The organism is Pantoea sp. Ft-CA_14 (assembly GCF_024520875.1).
Lineage (GTDB): Bacteria > Pseudomonadota > Gammaproteobacteria > Enterobacterales > Enterobacteriaceae > Pantoea > Pantoea agglomerans.
The window spans coordinates 1-2,025 of the sequence record NZ_JALNPM010000027.1; the positions used below are offsets into that span (position 1 = coordinate 1).

General features: G+C 53.4%; 3 protein-coding genes and 1 pseudogene. All 4 read left to right on the forward strand.

Annotated elements, in window-relative coordinates; translation table 11 throughout:
* Nucleotides 1–242 precede the first annotated feature (242 nt).
* Complete coding sequence (locus NR195_RS22675) at nt 243–635, forward strand: hypothetical protein (protein ID WP_256844928.1); 393 nt, start codon at nt 243–245, stop codon at nt 633–635.
* The gene (locus NR195_RS22680; protein ID WP_033769057.1) at nt 632–1,303 is read left to right on the forward strand and encodes a DUF2931 family protein; all 672 of its coding nucleotides are present in this window, start codon (nt 632–634) and stop codon (nt 1,301–1,303) included. The genes NR195_RS22675 and NR195_RS22680 overlap by 4 nt, the downstream gene beginning before the upstream one ends.
* Before the next feature lie 82 nt (nt 1,304–1,385).
* Nucleotides 1,386–1,772, forward strand: a complete 387-nt coding sequence (locus NR195_RS22685; protein WP_033769055.1) for a hypothetical protein — start codon at nt 1,386–1,388, stop codon at nt 1,770–1,772.
* Nucleotides 1,769–2,025 (forward strand): annotated as a pseudogene (locus NR195_RS22690) (DUF2931 family protein); the annotation flags it as partial. The gene NR195_RS22685 and the pseudogene NR195_RS22690, both read left to right, overlap by 4 nt.

The window sequence follows — 2,025 nt, forward strand, 5'->3', positions numbered from 1 at the left end:
CGCAGGAGGTGATAACCTGCCAGTCAAACCGGTAAAAATCACCACGCTGTCCGGGGATAAACTGGATGCCTGCAAAGGGATTACGGACCATCCCAACGGGTATGTTTATTACGGTGAAACGCCAGCATTTGTTAAAGGGAAAACCTATCCCTACGGCAACTGGTAGCGATTGCTTCTGATACCCGCCTGACGACACATGCAGGCCGGGTTTAGGCGCTTATGTGTTGTCTGTCTGGAGGGCAATGATCATGCTGGTTTTTACCGACCTGAGCCGTACACCTGAACTGGCGGAGGTGGCTGAGCGGCTGGGTATTATTGACGGCCAGCCCGTTCTCATCGGGGAGGACGGGGTATTTGACCGTGAAGTGAATGCCTTTTTACGGTCCCTGGTTGATCCATCAAGCCCGGGGCGTAATACCTGGCGTACCTATGCCTATCAAGCGTACAGCCAGGATGAGTTGGACGTGATTGCGGAGAAGTATATTCACTGTTCAGCCAACTGGAATGCCATCGTGGTCAATACTGACGGCCTTATTCACGGTGGCGCCTCCCCCTCAGAGCTGATTGGCTTTATCAACCGGCCGGATGAGCAGTGGAAACGTTCCGTCTACAGCATGGACGGAAAGAAGGTATGAAGCTGAAAACATTTTTCCCCTTGCTGATAATGGTGATGGTCAGCGGCTGCCGGGCTGGAGAGGCACAGACGCCGGAAGACACCGGCGAAATGCCCTACGGTGAAGTTGATTTTGCATTTTTCACTCCGCGGGCCTTACCGGCGGTTGTGACAAAAGCGCTGATTATCGACAACGAGAAAGTTGTATCTACTTACAGAACGCTGGACAGCATTCAGGAAAATCCTGACAGCGTGGGAAGCTGGAGCAGCAGGGTAAGCAGGCATGCTCAGTTCAACAAAGCCCGGCATCCTCCCGCACAGATGCTCTTCTGCTGGGATTCGGTTATAGATAAAAAGACCTACGAGACGCGCATCACCTTTTCATCGGCCCTGCGGGAGAAAATGTCGGTGCCAACCGGAAAGGACTGGCGTGGGGATACGGCCTGGTATGACACGCTGCTGTTTGGGCTGGCACCAGAAGGTAAAGTCCGCATCTGGCTTCAGAACAGTGCACCGGTCGCCAATCTGCCGGTCGAACCGGTAAAAATCACCACGCTGTCCGGGGATAAACTGGATGCCTGCAAAGACGTGCCTTCGCGCATTGACTTTAACTACAGCATTCCGGATGGTTATGATCAGGACATAAAGGATTTTATCAAAGGGAAAGCCTATCCCTACGGCAACTGGTAGCGATTGCTTCTGATACCCGCCTGACGACACATGCAGGCCGGGTTTAGGAGTTTATGTGTTGTCTGTCTGGAGGGCAATCATCATGCTGGTTTTTACCGACCTGAGCCGTACACCTGAACTGGCGGAGGTGGCTGAGCGGCTGGGTATTATTGACGGCCAGCCCTTTCTCATCGGGGAGGACGGGGTATTTGACCATGAAATGAATGCCTTTTTACGGTCCCTGGTTGATCCATCAAGCCCGGGGCGTAATACCTGGCGTACCTATGCCTATCAAGCGTTCAGCCAGGATGAGCTGGACGTGATTGCGGAGAAGTATATTCACTGTTCGGCCAACTGGAATGCCATCGTGGTGAATACGGACGGCCTTATTCACGGCGGCGCATCACCCTCTGAGCTGATTGGCTTTATCAACCGCCCGGATGAGCAGTGGAAACGCTCGGTCTACAGCATGGACGGGAAGAAGGTATGAGGCTGAAAACACTTTTTCCCCTGCTGATGCTGGTGATGGTCAGCGGCTGCCGGGCTGGAGAGGCACAGACGCCGGAAGATACCGGCGAAATGCCCTACGGTGAGGTTGATTTTGCATTTTTCACTCCGCGGGCCTTACCGGCGGTTGTGACAAAAGCGCTGATTATCGACAACGAGAAAGTTGTATCCACTTACAGAACGCTGGACAGCACTCCAGGGGATCCGGATACAACTCAGATATGGAATAACCGGGT

Excerpts from the sequence above, each read along its gene's own strand:
- NR195_RS22675 (WP_256844928.1), top strand. The coding sequence starts at position 243 with ATGATCATGCTGGTTTTTACCGACCTGAGCCGTACACCTGAACTGGCG.
- NR195_RS22680 (WP_033769057.1), top strand. The coding sequence starts at position 632 with ATGAAGCTGAAAACATTTTTCCCCTTGCTGATAATGGTGATGGTCAGC.
- NR195_RS22685 (WP_033769055.1), top strand. The coding sequence starts at position 1,386 with ATGCTGGTTTTTACCGACCTGAGCCGTACACCTGAACTGGCGGAGGTG.